Origin of the sequence: Paracoccus aeridis (assembly GCF_004923205.2) — a bacterium.
In the GTDB taxonomy this organism is placed as follows: domain Bacteria; phylum Pseudomonadota; class Alphaproteobacteria; order Rhodobacterales; family Rhodobacteraceae; genus Paracoccus; species Paracoccus aeridis.
In genome coordinates, this window is the sequence record NZ_SELD02000007.1 from 16215 (window position 1) to 32891 (window position 16677).

Here is a 16677-nt window from a genome sequence, read left to right on the forward strand (position 1 = left end):
GATGCGGAGCCTGTCGATCTTCGGCGCGACCGGATCGGTCGGCGAAAGCGCATTCGACCTGCTGACCCGCGCGGGCGGGCCGGATGCCTACCGGACGGTCGCGCTGACCGGCGGCCGCAACGTGGCGCGGCTGGCCGAAATGACGCGGGCGCTTCAGGCCGAAGTCGCGGTGATCGCGGACGAGACGCTGCTGGACGACCTGCGGTCGGCGCTGGCGGGCACATCCACCCGCGCGGCGGCCGGCGAGGCCGCGATCGACGAGGCGGCGCGCATGCCGTCGGACTGGTCGCTGTCGGCCATCGTGGGCACGGCGGGGCTGATGCCGGGGCTGCGCGTCGTCGAACGCGGCGGCACGCTGGCGCTCGCGAACAAGGAAAGCCTGGTCGCAGCGGGTCCGATGCTGATGGGCAGGGCGCGGGCGAGCGGCGCCACCATCCTGCCGGTCGATTCCGAACATTCAGCTATCTTTCAATGCCTTGAAGACGGAAAGCTCGACCATGTCGAGATGGTGACACTCACCGCGTCGGGCGGCGCCTTCCGCGACTGGCCGGTGGAGCGGCTGGTTCACGCCACGGTGGCCGAGGCGTCGAGCCATCCAAACTGGTCGATGGGCCAGCGCATCACCATCGACAGCGCAAGCATGTTCAACAAGGCGTTGGAAGTCATCGAGGCGCATGAGTTCTTCGCGCTGCCGAACGACCGCATCCGGGTTCTGGTCCATCCCGAGTCCATCGTCCACGCGATGGTGACCTATGCCGACGGCGCGACCCTGGCGCATATGGGCCCGCCCGACATGCGCCACGCCATCGGCCACGCGCTGCACTGGCCCGGCCGCGCGCGGCTGCCCATCGCGGCGCTGGATCTCGCGGCGCTGGGGAGCCTGACCTTCCGCGCGCCGGACGAGGAACGCTGGCCCGCCCTGCGCCTTGCGCGCGAGGTCGTGGATCAGGGCGGCGCCGCCGGGGCGGTCCTCAACGCGGCCAAGGAGCAGGCGCTCGACGACTTCATGGCCGGCCGCATCCGCTTCACCGACATGGCGGCCGCGGTGGAACATGCGCTGGACATCGGCGCCGGCCGTCCCCACTTCGGCGACAGCCCGAACACGCTGGATGCGGTCCTGGACTGGGACCGCGCGGCGCGGCGCGATGCGGCGGACTGGGCCGCGCGCAACCGCCGCTGAGGCCGGGACGGAAGGAAAGGCGCGACATGATCGACATCATCAGCCAGCTCGGCGGGCTCGCCTGGACCATCGTCGCCTTTGTCGTCGCGCTGTCGATCATCGTGGGTGTCCACGAATACGGCCACTACATCGTCGGGCGCTGGTCGGGCATCCGGGCCGAGGTGTTCTCGCTGGGGTTCGGGCCGCGGCTGTGGTCGCGGCGCGACCGGCGCGGGACGCTGTGGCAGGTGGCGGCCATCCCGCTCGGCGGCTATGTCCGCTTCTTCGGCGACGCCGATCCGGCGAGCGCGGGGCCGGGGCTGGCGGTGGATCCGGCCCTGCGGCGGCAGACGCTGGAAGGGGCGCCGCTCTGGGCGCGCTTCGCCACCGTGGCGGCCGGGCCGTTCGCCAACTTCATCCTGTCGACCCTGATCTTCGCGGGCGTGATCGCGTTCCAGGGCGTCGCGGTCGAGCGGCTGTTGATCGCCGACATGGCGGCCACCCCGCCCGGCGTCGTCAACGAGCTTCGCGCGGGCGACGAGATCCTTGCCGTCGAAGGCCGCCCGCTCGCGACCTGGGGCCAGCTGTTCCAGGCCGGCCGCGACCTTGCCCCGCACGCGCCGGTGGACTGGACCGTGCGCCGCGACGGGGCCGAGGTGACGGTGCCCGGCCCTCATCCCGCGCCGCCCCGGATCAGCGGCGTGGCGCCTCGCAGCGCGGCGTCCGGCGCGGGGCTGCGGCCTGGCGACGTGATCCTGTCCATCGACGGCGCGCCGGTCGTCCGCTTCGACGAGCTTCGCGACCGGGTCGAGGCGGCTGACGGTCGCGCCGTTCTGCTGCGCGTGTGGCGGCCCGGCGCGGGCGAGGCCGACTATTCGCTGGTGCCCAAACGGCAGGACCTGCCGACGGCGGACGGGTACGAGCAGCGCTGGCTGATCGGCGTGACGGGGGGCGAAGGCTACTTCGTCCCCGCCACCCGCCACGCCGGCCCGGTCGAGGCGATCGGCGCGGGCCTGGCGCAGACCTGGGCCATCATCGCGGGGTCGGTTTCGGGCCTGTGGGCCATGATCTCGGGCCAGATTGGCAGCTGCAACCTGGGCGGCGCGATCTCGATCGCCGAAAGCACGGGGCAGGCGGCGACCACGGGCGCCGCGGGCTTCATCTGGTGGATCGGCGTCCTGTCGGCGGCAATCGGTTTTCTCAACATCCTGCCGGTGCCGGTTCTCGACGGCGGCCACCTCGCCTTCTTCACGTGGGAGGCGCTTACCGGGCGCCCGCCATCGCCCCGCGCGCTCAGGATCCTGACCTCGATCGGGCTGGCGGCGGTGCTTGCACTGATGATTTTTGGTCTCTCCAACGATATTCTGTGCCGCTGAACCGGGGCTTTGTTTTGACAGGGCCTGCGGCGGCGATTAACCATCGCCCCCAAATGCGACGGGGGAACCCCGCGCACGGCGGAAGCATGAGGGGCGGCCATGAGCAGACGGACTTTCGGCAGGGGCGCCGCGGCGCTGGTTTCGGCGCTGGCGCTTGCACCCGCGCTGGTCGCGGCGACGGGGCCGGCGATGGCCTTCACCTTCAGCAGCGTGCAGATCGAGGGGTCCGAGCGGATCGAGCCCGCGACGATCCTGTCCACCGCCGGCGTCCAGCGCGGCGAGGATCTGAGCGCGGGTGACCTGAACGACGCGCAGCAGCGCCTGCAGCAGTCGGGCCTGTTCGAGACGGTCGAGGTGATCCCCCAGGGCAGCACGCTGGTGATCCGCGTGTCCGAGTTCCCGACCATCCGCGTCATCAGCTTCGAGGGCAACCGCCGCCTGAACGACGAGCGCCTGGGCGAGATCGTCAGTTCGCGCGCGAACCGGGTGCTGTCGCCCGCGCAGGCCGAACAGGACGCCCAGCTGATCGCCGCGGCCTACGCCGCCGACGGGCGTCTGGCCGCGCGGGTCGACCCGCGCGTGATCCGGCGCGGCCAGAACCAGGTGGACCTCGTCTTCGAGATCCGCGAAGGCGACCTGACCGAGATCGAGCGGATCGGCTTCACCGGCAACCGCGCGTTTTCCGACCGCCAGCTTCGCAACGTCCTGCAGACCAAGCAGGCCGGGATCCTGCGGCAGTTCATCCAGCGCGACACCTATTCGCCCGACCGCATCCAGCTGGACCAGCAGCTGCTGACCGACTACTACCGCTCGCGCGGGTTCGCCGATTTCCGGGTCGAGGCCGTGGCGCCGGAAATCACCCGCGAGCGCGACGCATTCTTCGTGATCTACAACATCTACGAAGGGCCGCGCTACACCTTCGGCCAGGTGAACACGGTAAGCGAGATCCCCGGCGTCGATGCCGCGCCCTTCGCCGCGCAGAACCGCGTGCGCCCCGGCGAGGTCTACAGCCCGCAGACGGTCGAGAACACGATCCAGCGGATGGAGACGGTGGCGATCCAGCAGGGGCTCGACTTCGTCGCGGTCGAGCCGCGCGTCGTCAAGAACGAGCGCAACCAGACGCTGGGCCTCACCTTCGCGCTGGTCCGCGGCCCGCGCATCTTCGTCGAGCGGATCGACATCGAGGGCAACACCACCACGCTTGACCAGGTGATCCGGCGCCAGTTCCGCACCGTCGAAGGCGACCCCTTCAACCCGCGCGAGATCCGCAACGCCGCGGAACGCGTCCGCGCGCTGGGATATTTCGCCGACGCGCAGGTCGAAAGCCGCCCCGGCACCACCCCGCAGGAGGTGATCGTCGACGTCAACGTCGAGGAGCAGCCGACCGGCAGCCTGTCCTTCGGGGCGAGCTACGCCGGCGCCACCGGCGTCGGCTTCAACGTCGCGCTGCAGGAACGCAACTTCCTCGGCCGCGGACAGGAGCTCGGGCTGAGCCTGTCCACCACGAAGGGATCGCAGTCCTTCAACTTCAACTTCGTCGAGCCGGCGTTCCTCGACCGCGACCTGCGGGCCCGCTTCTCGGCGTGGTACCAGACGACCGACCGCCTGAACTCGAACTACAACACGGAATCGGCGGGGTTCCTCACGGGGCTCGAGTTTCCCGTCAGCCAGAACGGCCGCATCGAGCTGCGCTACCGGCTGGAGCAGGAAGAGCTGACCGACGTCGATCCGGTCGAGGTCGACCCCGAGACGGGCGAGCTGGACGGGTCGTCCCCCATCCTCTACTTCGAACAGGGCGAGCGCCTGTCGTCGGCGCTCGGCTACACCTACAGCCACGACACCCGCCGCACGGGGCTCGATCCGCTGACCAGCTACAAGCTGAGCCTGAGCCAGGATTTCGCGGGACTCGGCGGCGACGTGAAATCGGTCACGACGACGCTGCTGGCCGGCGTGGAAAGCACCGCGTGGCGCCGGAACGTGACCATGCTGGCCGAAGTGGAAGGCGGGGCGGTCAACATGCTGGACGACGATTCCAGCCGGATCACGGACCGCTTCTCGGGGAACGGCAAGGTCCGCGGCTTCAAGCCCAACGGCTATGGTCCCCGCGATCTCGCGGCCCCGAACGAGGACGCGCTGGGGGGCAACTTCTACTGGGCCGCCCGCGCCGAGGCGCGGTTCCCGCTGGGCCTGCCCGAGGAATACGGCATCAACGGCGGCCTGTTCGCGGACGCGGGATCGGTCTGGGGCCTGGACGAGACGACCGGGCATGACGGGGTCGAGGTGGACGATTCCATGCAGGTCCGCGCGGCCGTCGGCGTGTCGCTGTTCTGGACCACGCCGGTCGGCCCGCTGCGCTTCAACCTGGCGAAGGCGCTCCAGAGCGAGGAGTACGACGAGGAACAGTCCTTCGACCTGACCCTGTCGACGCAGTTCTGATGCACGCGGGCGGGCTGATCCGGGCGGCGCTTCTGGTCAGCCTCGCGCCGCTCGCGGCCCTTGCGCAGCAGGCGCCCGGCGCTGCCGCGGCGGAGGGCGACGGAACGCCCGCGCCGCAGGCCACGGCCCCTGCCGCTCCGGTTCCCACGTCCCCGCAGGATCGCGCGGCAGGCCCCGCGGTGTCGCGTGGGATCGTGACCGTGGACCAGGAAAAGATGTACAACCGTTCGGCCTGGGGGCAACGTGCCGAGGCGCTCGTCGCCGAGCGCCTGCGCGCGGTCCAGGCCGAGAATGACCGCCTGTTCGCGGACCTGTCGGCCGAGGAGGCGGACCTGACGCGGCAGCGCGCCACCCTTCCGGCAGAGGATTTCCGCGCCCGCGCGACCGCCTTCGACGAGCGCGTGACGACCTTGCGCCGCGAACGCGAGGCCGCCTCGCTCGAAGTGGCGGCGCTGGCCGAGGCCGAGCGCAACCGCTTCTTCGCCGCCGCTGTCCCGGTCATCGGATCGCTGATGCGGGAACGGGGCGCCGTTCTGGTGCTTGACCCGCGCACCGTCCTGATGTCGGCCGAGGCGATCGACATGACCGACGCGGCGATCGCCCGGCTGAACCAGCAGGTGGGTGACGGCGCGGGGCTCGTGCAGGTGCCCCCGGTCCCGCTGTCCACCCCCGCGCCGGGCGTGCCGCCGGCGTCGCCCCCGGCGACCGGACACACGGAACTGCCGGCCCCGACCGCGCCGGCTCCGGCCGGGGCGTCAGCGGGCCAAACCGCGCCAGCCGCGGCGGGCGCGACAGCAGGCCGGCCCGCACCGGGCGGGACAGCGGTTGGCGGGACCGTGAACTGAGCGGGGGCGTCCTGAAACCAGGCGGCATGTTCCGCCCCCCGGCACCCCGCGGCGCGTCGCTGCACGTGCCCGCGCGTCGCGCCGGGTTGCCCGTCGGCCTGCCAGGCATGCGGATCGGGCTTCTGGGCGGGTCGTTCGATCCGCCCCACCACGCCCATGTCCAGATCAGCGCGATGGCGCTCGCCAGATTCCGGCTCGACCGGGTCTGGTGGCTCGTCACGCCCGGCAACCCCCTGAAGGCCCACGGCCCCGCGCCGATCTCCGAGCGGATCGCGGCGGCGCGGCGGATGCTGGACGATCCCCGCATCGTCGTCACCGACATCGAGACGCGGCTCGGCACGCGCGTCACCGCCGACACGCTCGCCGCCATGCAGCACCGCTGGCCGGGCGTGCGGTTCGTGTGGCTGATGGGGTCGGACAACCTCGTCCAGTTCGACCGCTGGCAGCGCTGGCGCGAGATCGCGGCCCGCGTGCCGATCGGGGTCGTGGCCCGCCCCGGCTCGCGCCTGTCCGCCCGGTTTTCCCGCGCCGCGCAGGCGCTCGAATGCTTCCGCCTGCCGCAGTCGCGGGCGGCCGCGCTGGCAACGACCCCGCCGCCTGCCTGGGTCCTGATCGACGTGCCGATGTCGCCCGCGTCATCCGCGGCAATCCGCGCGGCGCAGGCGGCGCGCTCGCCCCAGGGTGGCGTGCGCTTGCCAACGCCGCCGTCCGTGCGATAGCTGGTCGAAAACCGGAGAAAACGATGGCCGCGACCGAGCGCACGCCTGCCCCCTGCACCGAGGCCGACTTGGCCCTGATCAAGCGGATCATCCCCCATCGCTACCCGTTCCTGCTGGTGGACAAGGTGCGCGACATCGAGGCGGGCACGAGCGCCGTCGGGATCAAGAACGTGACCGCGAACGAGCCGCATTTCCCCGGCCACTTCCCGGACGCCCCGATCATGCCCGGCGTCCTCATCATCGAGGCGATGGCCCAGACCGCCGCGGTGCTGGTCGGCGTCACGCTGGACGTGGCCGACCGCAACCTGCTGACCTATTTCATGGCGATCGACAACTGCAAGTTCCGCAGCATGGTCGTGCCCGGCGACACCGTCGAACTGCACGTCCAGATCACCCGGGCGGGCGGCAGGATCTGGCGCTTCAAGGGCCGCGCCATGGTCGGCGACAGGCTCTGCGCCGAGGCGGACTTTACCGCCATGATGGACCTTCCGGCGGATGGCTGAGGTGGCGGTCCACCCCTCGGCGGTCGTGGAACCCGGCGCGGTGCTGGGCGACGGGGTCGAGATCGGGCCGTTCTGCCACGTGGGCGCGCAGGTCAGGCTGGACGATGGCGTCGTGCTGAAAAGCCATGTCGTCGTCACGGGCGACACCCGGATCGGGGCGGAAACGACGGTCTTCCCCTTCGCCTGCATCGGCGAGGCGCCGCAGGATCTCAAGTACCGGGGCGAGCCCACGGTCCTGCGGATCGGCGCGCGCAACCGCATCCGCGAATACGTGACGATCAACCCGGGGACCGAGGGCGGCGGCGGCAGGACCATCGTCGGCGATGACGGCCTGTTCATGGCCGGCAGCCACATCGCCCATGACTGCCGCATCGGCAACAACGTGATCCTGGTGAACAACGTGGCCATCGCCGGTCACTGCGTGATCGACGACGAGGTGATCGTGGGCGGGCTGTCCGGTGTCCACCAGTTCGTGCGGATCGGGCGCGGCGCGATGATCGGCGCGGTCACGATGGTCACGGCGGACGTGCTTCCCTATGCGCTGGTGCAAGGACCGCGCGGGCAGGTGGACGGCCTCAACCTGGTGGGGCTGAAGCGCAGGGGCGCCGGGCGCGCAGAGCTTGCCGCGCTGCGGCAGCTGATGTCCGCGCTGTCGGGCGGATCGCTGCGCGAGACCGCGCGCGCCCGCGCGGCGGGCGAGGTGTCGCCGATGGAACGCGAGGTGCTCGACTTCATCCTCGCGCCGACCGAGCGCAGCTTCCTCGCCCCGCAGGCATGACCGGCATGAAGCGGGACCGGGTCGCCGTCATCGCCGGGCAGGGCGCGCTGGCGCCGCTGGTAGTCGGCGCGCTGGACGACGCCTGCGTCTTCGCGCTGCAGGGCTTCGCGCCCGAAGGCGTTGACGCCGAGCCGTTCCGGCTGGAACGGCTGTCGCTGCTCTTGGACCGGCTGGTGGACGATGGCGTCACCCGGGTCGTCTTCGCGGGCGCTGTCCGCCGTCCGCGCCTCGACCCCGATCTGTTCGACCCCCGCACCGCGCAGCTGTTGCCGCGCATCCTGTCGGCGATGCAGTCGGGCGACGACGGCGCGCTGCGCGAGATCATCGCGATCTTCGAGGACTGGGGCCTGCAGGTGGTTGGCGTCCAGGATGTGCTGCCGGGCCTGGTCCCGGGCGAGGGCGTGCTCGCGGGCGCGCCTTCGGCGGCCGACCGCCGGGACGCCGAGCGCGCGGCGGCGATCCTTGCCGCGCTGGGGCCGCTTGACGTGGGGCAGGGCGCGGTGGTCGCGCAGGGGCTGTGCCTTGCGGTCGAGACGCTGCCGGGCACGGCGGCGATGCTGGACTTCGCGGCCCGCCACAAGGCGCTGAGACCCGATCCGGGCGGCGCACGCGGCGTGTTCTACAAGGCCCCGAAGCCCGGGCAGGACCGGCGGATCGACCTGCCGGCGCTCGGTCCCGACAGCGTGGCGCAGGCGGCGGCGGCGGGCCTTGCCGGCATCGCGTGGGAAGCGGACGGGGTGATCCTTCTCGACCGCGACGCGATGGTGGCGGCCGCGGACGCGGCCGGGCTGTTCCTGTGGGCGCGGGCGTGACGTCCGGCCTGCCGTCGGACCAGCGCCCGCCCCGCATCTTCGTCGTCGCGGGCGAGCCCTCGGGCGACCGGCTGGGCGGTGCGCTGATGGAGGGGTTGCTCCGGCTCGATCCCGCGACCGAGTTCCGCGGCATCGGCGGGACGGAGATGACGGGCCGCGGCCTTTGCAGCCTGTTCCCGATGGAAGAACTCAGCCTCATGGGCATCTGGGAGGTGCTGCCGCAGTACCGCGCCCTCAAGCGCCGGATCGCGCAGACGGCGCAGGCGGTGCTGGATTGCAGGCCCGACGCTTTGGTCACGATCGACAGCCCGGACTTCGGCCTGCGCGTCGCGCGGATCGTGCGGGCGGCGAACCCGGCCATCCGCACGATCCACTACGTCGCGCCCTCGGTCTGGGCGTGGCGGCCGGGGCGCGCCGCGAAGATGGCGCAGGTGATCGACCACGTGCTCGCGATCCTGCCGTTCGAGCCGCCCTTGATGCGCGCCGCCGGCATGACCTGCGATTTCGTCGGCCACCCGGTCGTCGCCGAACCCCGTGCAACCGAAGCCGAGGCCGCCGCCTTCCGCGCCCGGCACGGCATTTCCGCCGATGCGCCGCTGGTCCTCTTCCTGCCCGGATCGCGACGGGGCGAGGTCACGCGGCTCGGCCCGCGCTTCGACGAGGCGCTGATCCGGCTTCGCGACCGCATACCGGAACTGCGCGTGGTGCTGCCGACGGTGCCCGGCGTGTCGGCGCTGGTGGCCCAGATGGCGCGGCGCTGGCCCACGGCCCCCGTGCTGGTCGAGGAAGCAGGCGACAAGCGGGCGGCCTTTGCTGCGGCCGACCTGGCGCTTGCCGCGTCGGGCACGGTCAGCCTCGAGCTTGCGGCGAACCGGGTGCCGATGGTGATCGGCTACGACATGGCCCCGGTCAGCCGCGCGCTGATCGGCTGGCTGCTCAGGACCGACAGCGTGACGCTGGTGAACCTCGTCAGCGAGACGCGGGCGGTGCCGGAGTATCTCGGCCGGAACTGCCAGCCGGGGCCGATGGCGCTGGCGCTTTTCGAATTGCTGGAGAACCCCGGGGCGCGGGCCGAACAGGTCGCTGCGATGGACCTGACGATGGACCGGCTGGGCCGGGGGGGCGAGCCGCCCGGATTGCGGGCGGCCCGTTCGGTGATGGTGGCCGTCAGAGCGCCGCGGTCACGATGATCTCGACCTTGTAGTCGGGCGTGGCGAGCTTCGCCTCGCCGGTGGCGCGGGCAGGGGCGTGGCCCTTTGCCACCCACGCGTCCCAGACGCCGTTCATTTCGGCGAAGTCGGCCATGTCGGCGAGCCAGATCTGGGCGTAGAGAATTCGGGTCTTGTCGGTTCCGGCGGCGGCCAGCAGGCGGTCGACCTCGGCCAGCACCGCGCGGGTCTGATCCGCGACCGGCGCGCCGGGCGCACCGACCTGACCTGCCAGATAGACGGTGCCGTTCGCAACGACCGCCATGCTCATCCGATCGCCGCATTCGATCCGCGTGATTTCGGCCCGTTGCGTGGCCGCAGTCGTGTCCGCCATGTCTATGCTCCGTGTGTGAGACGCCAGAAGAACACCGCCGTCATGCCGAAGCCGACCACGGCGATCAAGAACCGAAGTGCGGGCATGGGGATGAGCCGCGCCACCGGGGCGCCGAGATAGCCGCCGGTGATGGTGCCCGCGCTCATCAGCAGCACCTCGGGCCAGGCGACCTCGCCCCCGGCCGCGAAGATGATGGTCGAGATCACCGAAAGCGCGAAGCTGAGCCATGTCTTCAGCCCGTTCATCGCGTGCAGGTCCGTCATCCCCCACAGCGAGAAGAGCGCCAGCAGGATGATCCCCAGCCCGCCGTTGAAATAGCCGCCGTAGATCGCCACGGGCAGCATGCTGCCGGCGCCGAACGCGGTGACGCCCCCGCGGAAGCGGCCCGCGAACCGGCGCACCTGCGCGCTGAACACGAAGACCAGCGTGGCGGCCAGCAGCAGGAACGGAACGACGGCGGAAAACGCCTCGTTGGACGAGACGAGAAGAAGCAGGGAACCCAGCGCCCCGCCAAGCCCGGTCAGGGCCGTCAGCCGCACGACCTGGCGCCGGTCCACCCGCGCCACGTCGCGGCGGAAGCCGATGGCCGAGGCGAGGTATCCCGGCAGCGCCGCGACGGTGGTGCTGGCGTTCGCCGTGACCGGCGGCAGGCCCACGAACACGAGCGCCGGGAAGGTGATGAACGTGCCGCCGCCCGCGACCGCGTTGAGCATGCCCCCGATGAAGCCCGCCCCGACCATGATGATCATCGCGATCGCGTCGTAATCCATGCCTGTACTGCCCCTGATCCCGTCGGCACGCGCCATTCGCGCGTCCGCGTTCCGCACCATAGGCAAGCGGCGCTCCGCCGCCACAGCATTCGGCAGCGTTGCGGTCATGAAAAAGCCCCCGCAGGTGCGGGGGCTTGTCGTGCCGTCGGGGGGCGATCAGTCGAGCGGCTTCAGCCCCGCCTCGATCTCGGCCCGGCGCGGTTCGAGGAACGGCGGCAGGGACAGGCTTTCGCCCATGCTCTCGAACGGCTCGTCCTGGGCGAAGCCGGGCCCGTCGGTCGCGAGTTCGAACAGGACGCCGCCCGGCTCGCGGAAATAGACGCTGCGGAAGTAGAAGCGTTCAACCTCGCCGGTGCTGCGCATGCCGAAGTCGGCCGCGCGTTCCGACCACGCGTGCAGCGCGGCCTCGTCGGGGACGCGGAAGGCGACGTGGTGGACGCCGCCCGCACCCTGGCCCGCGGTGGGGACGTCGGGCTGGACCGCGAGGTGCAGTTCCGCCGCCGCTCCGCCGGCGCCCATCTCGAAGACGTGGACCCGCCCCTGGGCGTCGGGTGAGGCGTAGTCGCGCGCCTCGCGCATGTTCATCAGCTCGGTCAGCACCGCCTTCGTCGGCCCGAGGTCGCGCACCGCCATCGTGATCGGCCCGAGGCCCAGAAGCTGGTGCTCTGCCGGGACCGGGCTGCGGTCCCAAGGCTGCGACCCGCCGCGCGCGTCGGCGGTCAGGCGCAGGCGTTGCCCCTCGGGATCCTCGAAGTCCAGCGTGGCGCGCCCGTCAACCTGCGCAATCGGCCGGGCGCTCACGCCCTCGTCGCGCAGCCGCGCGGCCCAGTAGTCCAGGCTCGCCTCGTCCACGCGCAGGCCGGTGCGGATGACCGACCTCGTTCCGCGCCGTTCCGGCCCCATCGGCCAGTCGAAGAAGGTGAGGTCCGTGCCCGCGCTGCCCGCGCCGTCGGCGAAGAACAGGTGATAGGCGGACACGTCGTCCTGGTTGACGGTCTTCTTGACCCGCCGCATGCCCATCACCTGGGTATAGAAGCGGTTGTTGCCCGGCGCGTCCGCGGTAACGGCGGTCAGGTGGTGGATTCCGGTGAGTTGCATGATCGGCTCCCTTTTCTCGAGGCCGATATGGCGCAATCAGGCGTGCGAAAAAATGGGACGGCTTGAAACAGGATGTTCAGGCAAGTCGAACATCCGGCCAGCGCGCCGGTGCCATGCGTGAGGTTGGTCGGGGGTTGGAGCGGGTGAAGGGAATCGAACCCTCGTCGTAAGCTTGGGAAGCTTCTGCTCTACCATTGAGCTACACCCGCGTCGCGCCCCAGTTACCGCGCGCGGGCGGGCCGGTCAAGCGGTCACAGCAGCCCCATGGCCGCCAGTTCGCGCGCAAGGCCGGGCGGAAGCGGCGTGTCGGCTGCGCGATGCTCGGGGACGTCGGGCGGGGCGTCGCCCGGCTTGAGGTAGCGCCAGCCCTGGAACGCCCGGCGCGGCACCGCCGCGACCGGCACCAGCTTCGGGTCCAGCAGCAGCGCGCAGCGGGTGATGCCGTCGTCGCCCTTGCGCTCCTCGAACGCCAGAAGGCGCTGGCGCGCCAGCATCGTGCCCTTGAACACCCAGTAGATCGAACCGCCTGCCAGCAGTTCCTCGGCCCGCCGGGGCCACATCCGCGTCACGTGCTGCGCGGGGCCGTCGCCGAAGCGTTCGCGCTGCCACTGGGCCAGCGCGTCGGGGCCGGGGGCGCCGACGCAGAGCTTCATCATGTGCAGGGGGGCTGTCATGGCGCCGATATAGGACGGCCGCGGGACGGTTAACAGGGTGGCGGGGCGGCGGGCCCGCGCCGCTTGCGGCGACCCCGAACAGGACGTAGGTCACGTCCGAAAGGAAATTCCGATGACAACTTTCACCCAGACGGCCGCCCGCCGGCTGCCGCAGGGCGAACTGATCGCGCTGCTGGCGTTCATGTTCGCCACGGTGGCCTTTTCGATCGACGCCATGCTGCCCGCGCTGCCCGAGATCGCGGCAGAGCTTTCCCCCGACGACGTGAACCGGGCCCAGCTGATCCTGACCAGCTTCGTCGCGGGCATGGGGCTCGGCACGCTGTTCGCCGGCCCCATCTCGGACGCGATCGGGCGCAAGTCCGCAATGGCGATCGGCTTCGGCATCTATCTTGCCGCCTCGGCCGCGGCGTTGTTCACGCGATCGCTGGAGATGCTGCTGGTGGCGCGCTTCGTCCAGGGCCTCGGCGCGGCCGGGCCGCGCATCGTCGGCACCGCGCTGGTGCGGGACATGTACGAGGGGCGCGAGATGGCGCGCATCACCAGCTTCATCATGATGGTGTTCATGATCGTGCCGGCCATGGCGCCGTCGATCGGGCTCGCGTTCATCCACTTCATGGGCTGGAAGGGCGTCTTCGGCGGCTTCCTGCTGTTCGGCGCGACGGGGATCGCCTGGTTCACGCTGCGCCAGGTGGAGACGCTGCCCCGCGCCGCCCGCCGGCCGCTGCAGCTCGGCACGCTGTGGGCCGGTGCGCGCGAGGTGCTGTCGGACCGCGAGATCCTGCTGTGCACGGTCGTGATCGCGCTGGGGTTCGGGCAGATGTTCGCGCTGCTGTCGTCGGCGCAGCAGCTGTTCGCGGACACCTACGGCACGGGCGAGCAGTTCCCGCTGTGGTTCGCGGTCCTGGCGCTGCTGGCGGCGACGGGCACGTTCATCAATGCGCGGCTGGTGATGCGGCTGGGGATGCGGCGGATCGCGCGGGGCGCCTACGGGATCCAGATCCTGATCTCGGGGCTGTTCCTGCTGACGCTCGCGACCGGCATCCTGCCACAGGCGCTGCGGTTCCCCGCGTTCTTCCTGTGGGCCGTCAGCCTGTTCATGATGGCGGGGCTGACCTTCGGGAACCTCAACGCGCTCGCCATGCAGCGCAAGGGGCACATCGCGGGAATGACCGCGTCGGTGGTGTCGGCGGTGTCCACCCTGCTGGCGGTGATGATCGCGGCGCCGGTGGGGCTCGCCTTCGACGGCACCGCGCTGCCGGTGACGGTCGCGACGCTGGTGTGTTCGACCCTCGCGTGGCTGCTGATGGGCCGGATGATGCACTGAAATCCGGACGCGCGCGGGCATTGACACCCGCGCGCCCGCCGCTATAAGCGCCGCTTCCATTGGTGTTGGTGGACCCCGCAAGGGGAAACCTGTCGGCCGCGCCCCCTGACGGGCAACGCAAAGGACAACGCCCTTCACACTGTCAACTGAAGGAGATCAGCGATGACCAAACGCACCGCTGCCAAGTACAAGATCGACCGCCGCATGGGCGAGAACATCTGGGGCCGCGCCAAGTCCCCGGTCAACAAGCGTGAATACGGCCCCGGCCAGCACGGCCAGCGCCGCAAGAACAAGCTGTCGGACTTCGGCACCCAGCTGCGCGCGAAGCAGAAGCTCAAGGGCTATTACGGCGACCTGACCGAAAAGCAGTTCCGCCGCATTTACGCCGAGGCCGAGCGCCTGCGCGGCGACACCGGCGAGATGCTGGTCGGCCTGCTGGAGCGTCGTCTCGACGCCGTGGTCTACCGCGCAAAGTTCGTCCCGACGATCTTTGCCGCGCGCCAGTTCGTGAACCACGGCCACGTGCAGGTGAACGGCCAGCGCGTGAACATCGCGTCCTACCGCGTCAAGGAAGGCGACGTGGTGTCGGTCCGCGACAAGTCGCGCCAGCTCGCCATCGTGCTGGAGGCCGTCGGCCTGCCCGAGCGTGACGTGCCCGACTACCTGGAAGTCGACCACAACAAGATGACCGCGACCTTCGTGCGGACCCCGGCGCTGGGCGACGTCCCCTACGCCGTCCAGATGGAGCCGAACCTGGTCGTCGAATACTACGCGCAGAACTGATCCCCGGCGGATCGTCCTGGCATCGGGCCGTCCCTTCGGGGCGGCCCTTTTCGTTGCGACGGTCGTGCCGGCGTTGACAGCCTTGTGGCCTTGGCGGACGCTTCGCGGATGAAACGCCCCTCGCACCTCGCCCCGGTTGCCGACCCGGCGCCCGCCCCGGCATCAGTCCCGGCCCCCACTGCCGATGACGTGGCGGACGACGCGCTGATCGTCGACGTGCCGGGTTACGACGGACCGCTGGACCTGCTGCTGACGCTCGCGCGGACGCAGAAGGTGGACCTGATGCAGATCAGCGTGCTGGCGCTGGCCGAGCAGTACCTGGCCTTCGTCGAACAGGCCCGGACGCTTAGGATCGAGCTGGCGGCGGACTACCTCGTCATGGCGGCGTGGCTCGCGTTCCTGAAGTCGCGCCTGCTGCTGCCGCCCGATCCCGAGGCCGAGGGGCCGTCGGCCGAGGACATGGCCGCCCATCTCGCCTTCCAGCTTGAGCGCTTGCAGGCGATGCGGCAGGCGGCGGCGCAGTTGCTGGCGCGGGACCGGCTGGGCGCCGACCGGTTCTGCCGTGGCGACCCCGACCCGACGCTGCGGGTCAGGCGGGTGGAATGGCAGGCCGGGCTGATCGACCTGATGCGTGCCTACGCGCGGCTGAAGACCCGCGACGAGTTCCGCCCCTTCGCCCTCGACCGCCGGGACATCTACACGATGGAACAGGCGCTCGACCGGATGCGGGGGCTGATCGGCTTCGCGGGGGGCTGGACCGACCTCGCCGACTTTCTCCCCGACGGGTGGGACGCGTCGGCTGCCCGCCGCCGTTCGGCCACGGCCGCGACCTTCGCGGCGTCGCTGGAAATGGCCAAGCAGGGCCAGCTGCAGATCCGGCAGGAAGGCACGTTCGCCCCCATCGCCATCCGCCGCCGCACGCGATGACCGCTGCCACGATGACCGACGCGGCCCCCGGCTTCCGTCCCCCGTCGCCCGACGAGCAGGAGCGGATGGCCGAGGCGCTTCTGTTCGCCGCGACCGAGCCGTTGCGGATCGCCGACCTCGCGGCGCGCATGCCGGCCGGCAGCGATCCCGCCGAGGCGGTCGCGCGCCTGCGCCGCCGCTATGCCGGGCGGGGTGTCGAGCTTGCCCGCGTGGGCGATGCCTTCGCGTTCCGCACCGCGGGCGATCTCGGCTTCCTGATGCAGCACCACACGGTCGAGCAGCGCCGCCTGTCGCGCGCCGCAACCGAGACGCTGGCCATCGTCGCCTATCACCAGCCCGTCACCCGCGCCGAGATCGAGGAGATCCGCCGCGTCGCCGTCAGCCGCGGCACGCTGGACCAGCTGATCGAGATCGGCTGGGTCCGCGTCGGCCGCCGCCGGCAGAGCCCCGGCCGCCCGGTGACGTTCGTCGTGACGGAAAGCTTTCTCGACCACTTCGCGCTGGAAAGCACCCGCGACCTGCCGGGGCTCGCGGAACTGCGCGCGGCGGGGCTGCTGGACACCCGGCCCGGCGCCGCGGGTCTGCCCCTTGCGCAGGGTGACGGAGGTTCCGATATGGATGCCGAGGACGCGGCGCCCGCCGACGATCTCTTCGACGACGACCTGTGACGACGGACCGCCCGCGCGGCGAACTTCCCCAAGGATCAAGATGAACCTGAACCAGATCTTCAACATGTTCGCCCGCATGGTCACGCGCCGGGCGGTGAACTGGGGCATGAACAAGGGCATCGGCCACGTCAGCAAGCGCATGGGCGGCACCACCGCCAAGGGCCAGCCGACCTCTGCCGCAAACAAGCAGGCCAGGAACATGCGCGAGGCGACCAAGCGCGCCCGGCAGGCGGCGCGGATCACCCGCCGCATGGGGCGCTGAG

The 16677-nt window shown here is 71.1% G+C and carries 18 protein-coding genes and 1 tRNA gene; 14 read left to right on the forward strand and 5 right to left on the reverse strand.

Annotated features, from left to right (window positions below):
• Nucleotide 1: 1 nt before the first annotated feature.
• The 9 genes from dxr (at nucleotide 2) to lpxB (ending at nucleotide 9818) form a co-directional block, all read left to right on the forward strand.
• The gene (dxr, locus tag ELI80_RS03765; RefSeq protein WP_136649696.1) at nucleotides 2-1180 is read left to right on the forward strand and encodes a 1-deoxy-D-xylulose-5-phosphate reductoisomerase; all 1179 of its coding nucleotides are present in this window, start codon (nucleotides 2-4) and stop codon (nucleotides 1178-1180) included.
• Nucleotides 1181-1206: 26 nt separating this feature from the next.
• Entirely contained in the window at nucleotides 1207-2535 is a 1329-nt protein-coding gene (gene rseP / locus ELI80_RS03770; protein ID WP_136649697.1) for an RIP metalloprotease RseP, read from the forward strand.
• A gap of 99 nt (nucleotides 2536-2634) precedes the next feature.
• Nucleotides 2635-4971 (forward strand): outer membrane protein assembly factor BamA, encoded by a 2337-nt coding sequence (bamA, locus tag ELI80_RS03775; protein WP_136649698.1) that lies wholly within the window; start codon nucleotides 2635-2637, stop codon nucleotides 4969-4971.
• Complete coding sequence (locus ELI80_RS03780) at nucleotides 4971-5816, forward strand: OmpH/Skp family outer membrane protein (RefSeq protein ID WP_136649699.1); 846 nt, start codon at nucleotides 4971-4973, stop codon at nucleotides 5814-5816. The genes bamA and ELI80_RS03780 overlap by 1 nt, the downstream gene beginning before the upstream one ends.
• Nucleotides 5817-5842: 26 nt before the next feature.
• The gene (locus tag ELI80_RS03785; RefSeq protein WP_236641313.1) at nucleotides 5843-6535 is read left to right on the forward strand and encodes a nicotinate-nucleotide adenylyltransferase; all 693 of its coding nucleotides are present in this window, start codon (nucleotides 5843-5845) and stop codon (nucleotides 6533-6535) included.
• 23 nt (nucleotides 6536-6558) lie between these two features.
• On the forward strand, nucleotides 6559-7038 hold the full coding sequence (gene fabZ / locus ELI80_RS03790; protein ID WP_136649700.1) for a 3-hydroxyacyl-ACP dehydratase FabZ: 480 nt from the start codon (nucleotides 6559-6561) through the stop codon (nucleotides 7036-7038).
• A complete protein-coding gene (gene lpxA / locus ELI80_RS03795; RefSeq protein WP_136649701.1) occupies nucleotides 7031-7816 on the forward strand; it encodes an acyl-ACP--UDP-N-acetylglucosamine O-acyltransferase in 786 nt (261 codons plus the stop codon). Before fabZ ends, lpxA begins: the two co-directional genes overlap by 8 nt.
• Nucleotides 7817-7821: 5 nt before the next feature.
• Nucleotides 7822-8628 (forward strand): LpxI family protein, encoded by an 807-nt coding sequence (locus ELI80_RS03800; protein ID WP_136649702.1) that lies wholly within the window; start codon nucleotides 7822-7824, stop codon nucleotides 8626-8628.
• Entirely contained in the window at nucleotides 8625-9818 is a 1194-nt protein-coding gene (lpxB, locus tag ELI80_RS03805) for a lipid-A-disaccharide synthase (RefSeq protein ID WP_236641314.1), read from the forward strand. The genes ELI80_RS03800 and lpxB overlap by 4 nt, the downstream gene beginning before the upstream one ends.
• Here the strand turns inward: lpxB and ELI80_RS03810 are convergent.
• The 5 genes from ELI80_RS03810 to ELI80_RS03830 all read right to left on the reverse strand — a co-directional run bounded on the left by ELI80_RS03810 (nucleotide 9796) and on the right by ELI80_RS03830 (nucleotide 12712).
• A complete protein-coding gene (locus ELI80_RS03810) occupies nucleotides 9796-10170 on the reverse strand; it encodes a RidA family protein (RefSeq protein WP_136649703.1) in 375 nt (124 codons plus the stop codon). The two genes, lpxB and ELI80_RS03810, sit on opposite strands and share 23 nt — an antisense overlap.
• A gap of 2 nt (nucleotides 10171-10172) precedes the next feature.
• On the reverse strand, nucleotides 10173-10940 hold the full coding sequence (locus ELI80_RS03815) for a sulfite exporter TauE/SafE family protein (RefSeq protein ID WP_201740547.1): 768 nt from the start codon (nucleotides 10938-10940) through the stop codon (nucleotides 10173-10175).
• A gap of 156 nt (nucleotides 10941-11096) precedes the next feature.
• On the reverse strand, nucleotides 11097-12038 hold the full coding sequence (locus tag ELI80_RS03820) for a ring-cleaving dioxygenase (RefSeq protein WP_136649704.1): 942 nt from the start codon (nucleotides 12036-12038) through the stop codon (nucleotides 11097-11099).
• Between the two features lie 135 nt (nucleotides 12039-12173).
• Nucleotides 12174-12247: transfer RNA gene (locus ELI80_RS03825), tRNA-Gly, on the reverse strand.
• A 42-nt stretch (nucleotides 12248-12289) separates the two neighbouring features.
• Entirely contained in the window at nucleotides 12290-12712 is a 423-nt protein-coding gene (locus ELI80_RS03830) for a DUF1489 family protein (RefSeq protein WP_136649705.1), read from the reverse strand.
• Nucleotides 12713-12824: 112 nt separating this feature from the next.
• Here ELI80_RS03830 and ELI80_RS03835 point away from each other — a divergent pair, with 112 nt between their 5' ends.
• The 5 genes from ELI80_RS03835 to ELI80_RS03855 all read left to right on the forward strand — a co-directional run bounded on the left by ELI80_RS03835 (nucleotide 12825) and on the right by ELI80_RS03855 (nucleotide 16676).
• Complete coding sequence (locus ELI80_RS03835) at nucleotides 12825-14036, forward strand: multidrug effflux MFS transporter (protein WP_136649706.1); 1212 nt, start codon at nucleotides 12825-12827, stop codon at nucleotides 14034-14036.
• Between the two features lie 162 nt (nucleotides 14037-14198).
• On the forward strand, nucleotides 14199-14819 hold the full coding sequence (rpsD, locus tag ELI80_RS03840; protein ID WP_136649707.1) for a 30S ribosomal protein S4: 621 nt from the start codon (nucleotides 14199-14201) through the stop codon (nucleotides 14817-14819).
• A 108-nt stretch (nucleotides 14820-14927) separates the two neighbouring features.
• Nucleotides 14928-15746 carry a segregation and condensation protein A gene (locus ELI80_RS03845; protein ID WP_136649708.1) on the forward strand — a complete coding sequence of 273 codons (819 nt, stop codon included), beginning with the start codon at nucleotides 14928-14930 and terminating at the stop codon, nucleotides 15744-15746.
• A gap of 11 nt (nucleotides 15747-15757) precedes the next feature.
• Nucleotides 15758-16414: an SMC-Scp complex subunit ScpB gene (scpB, locus tag ELI80_RS03850; RefSeq protein ID WP_136649709.1), complete on the forward strand. Its 657-nt coding sequence runs from the start codon at nucleotides 15758-15760 to the stop codon at nucleotides 16412-16414.
• Between the two features lie 40 nt (nucleotides 16415-16454).
• Nucleotides 16455-16676, forward strand: a complete 222-nt coding sequence (locus tag ELI80_RS03855; protein ID WP_136649710.1) for a hypothetical protein — start codon at nucleotides 16455-16457, stop codon at nucleotides 16674-16676.
• The last annotated feature ends 1 nt before the right edge of the window (nucleotide 16677 follow it).

What these genes read in the sequence shown, in the direction of transcription:
- ELI80_RS03845 (WP_136649708.1), top strand. Translation starts at nt 14,928, where the DNA reads ATGAAACGCCCCTCGCACCTCGCCCCGGTTGCCGACCCGGCGCCCGCC.
- ELI80_RS03820 (WP_136649704.1), bottom strand. Translation starts at nt 12,038, where the DNA reads ATGCAACTCACCGGAATCCACCACCTGACCGCCGTTACCGCGGACGCG.
- ELI80_RS03835 (WP_136649706.1), top strand. Translation starts at nt 12,825, where the DNA reads ATGACAACTTTCACCCAGACGGCCGCCCGCCGGCTGCCGCAGGGCGAA.
- ELI80_RS03785 (WP_236641313.1), top strand. Translation starts at nt 5,843, where the DNA reads ATGTTCCGCCCCCCGGCACCCCGCGGCGCGTCGCTGCACGTGCCCGCG.
- ELI80_RS03810 (WP_136649703.1), bottom strand. Translation starts at nt 10,170, where the DNA reads ATGGCGGACACGACTGCGGCCACGCAACGGGCCGAAATCACGCGGATC.
- ELI80_RS03815 (WP_201740547.1), bottom strand. Translation starts at nt 10,940, where the DNA reads ATGGATTACGACGCGATCGCGATGATCATCATGGTCGGGGCGGGCTTC.
- fabZ (WP_136649700.1), top strand. Translation starts at nt 6,559, where the DNA reads ATGGCCGCGACCGAGCGCACGCCTGCCCCCTGCACCGAGGCCGACTTG.
- ELI80_RS03780 (WP_136649699.1), top strand. Translation starts at nt 4,971, where the DNA reads ATGCACGCGGGCGGGCTGATCCGGGCGGCGCTTCTGGTCAGCCTCGCG.
- rseP (WP_136649697.1), top strand. Translation starts at nt 1,207, where the DNA reads ATGATCGACATCATCAGCCAGCTCGGCGGGCTCGCCTGGACCATCGTC.
- ELI80_RS03855 (WP_136649710.1), top strand. Translation starts at nt 16,455, where the DNA reads ATGAACCTGAACCAGATCTTCAACATGTTCGCCCGCATGGTCACGCGC.
- ELI80_RS03830 (WP_136649705.1), bottom strand. Translation starts at nt 12,712, where the DNA reads ATGACAGCCCCCCTGCACATGATGAAGCTCTGCGTCGGCGCCCCCGGC.
- rpsD (WP_136649707.1), top strand. Translation starts at nt 14,199, where the DNA reads ATGACCAAACGCACCGCTGCCAAGTACAAGATCGACCGCCGCATGGGC.
- ELI80_RS03800 (WP_136649702.1), top strand. Translation starts at nt 7,822, where the DNA reads ATGAAGCGGGACCGGGTCGCCGTCATCGCCGGGCAGGGCGCGCTGGCG.
- lpxA (WP_136649701.1), top strand. Translation starts at nt 7,031, where the DNA reads ATGGCTGAGGTGGCGGTCCACCCCTCGGCGGTCGTGGAACCCGGCGCG.
- scpB (WP_136649709.1), top strand. Translation starts at nt 15,758, where the DNA reads ATGACCGACGCGGCCCCCGGCTTCCGTCCCCCGTCGCCCGACGAGCAG.
- bamA (WP_136649698.1), top strand. Translation starts at nt 2,635, where the DNA reads ATGAGCAGACGGACTTTCGGCAGGGGCGCCGCGGCGCTGGTTTCGGCG.
- dxr (WP_136649696.1), top strand. Translation starts at nt 2, where the DNA reads ATGCGGAGCCTGTCGATCTTCGGCGCGACCGGATCGGTCGGCGAAAGC.